Source organism: Streptosporangium sp. NPDC051023, from assembly GCF_040689595.1.
Classification (GTDB): Bacteria; Actinomycetota; Actinomycetes; order Streptosporangiales; family Streptosporangiaceae; genus Streptosporangium.
This window is the reverse complement of record NZ_JBFBCE010000283.1, coordinates 1-1073: the sequence shown is the minus strand read 5'-3', so window position 1 is coordinate 1073 and position 1073 is coordinate 1. Positions and strand designations below refer to the sequence as shown.

At 67.1% G+C, this 1073-nt stretch carries 1 protein-coding gene; it reads right to left on the bottom strand.

The window, feature by feature from the left end; genetic code table 11:
• A partial coding sequence (locus tag AB0395_RS48725) for a hypothetical protein (protein ID WP_366295194.1) occupies positions 1-269 on the bottom strand: 269 nt, incomplete at its 3' end.
• Positions 270-1073 lie beyond the last annotated feature (804 nt).

Sequence of the window (1073 nt, the reverse complement as noted above, 5' to 3'; positions counted from 1 at the left end):
GCGGTCCGCTCGATCTCGGTCGCGGTGAGGCTGGAAACCGGGGTGGTCAGGGTGGTCATGGGATCCTCTCGGGTGGGGCGCGTCGAGCCGCTCGATTCGACGCTTTCGACGACAGCAGCAGGATCAAAAACGCCGCGACGCCGCCGAACCAGGTGAAGATCTGCAGCCGCGAGTGCCGGGTGCCCGAAACGGACGAGATGGCGGTGGCGGTTTAACGTCAAGGTGGTCAGGGAGGTGACGCTGGAGACGGTGCCCAGGCTTCGGTGCACAGCAGGATGTTGGCCGAGGGGGCGGTGTTGACCTGTAGGACGGAGTCGCCGGCGACGCGCTGTTCGGTGGCACGGCGACTCCCTGTGATGGATGAGACCGAGCTGTGCCCGCTCCCCGAGGCGGGGACAAGATTTGGCAGGCCCGCGGCCACCGGCCTGCCGTGCCCCAGAAGGCATGCGGTAACGCTGGCTCGCAGGTGATGGGCCCCGAGCGCTGAGCCGGACGGCTCGTCTAGCGAGACCGTCGATCAGCGATCAGCAAGTAGTGCGCCTGACGCGCGGTGCTGCTTGTCGGCACGCCCGCACGCAGGCGATGGAGGTGGCGTGAATGCGCTCTCCTTCACAATTCGCAACCGATAGGGCACGGAGGGGTAGGTGCCCGCCAGGGGCCAGTCTCCGCCCGCGAGGGGGCGATGACAACGGCCCGGCACATTGACTTTTCTGTAGGTGTGGCCAGTTTCGGACACTCCGAACGTGGTCCCCTTGGCAGGGGTCGCCAGCCGGATTGAGGACCCGCCGGGAACCTCTCATTAAGTAACAAATTCATCACAGATGGTGATGAGTGATGGAGTGCGCGGAACCGGTTGCGGACGGTGAGCAAAGGGCTGTTGAGTGTCTCCCGACGTCTTTCCGGGGGTGCTGTCTCGCCCGGGCCTCATGAGTCGCCGGGGCGGGGGAACACGGTGGCCGGCCCGCGAGAACAACGGGGCCGGAATCGCCCCCGCCCCCGGCCCATCGTGGGCCGGGGGCTCCGGTTACGGCCTGTTCATCTCCGGCCTGATGGTGATGGGGGTCGGCGGGGGC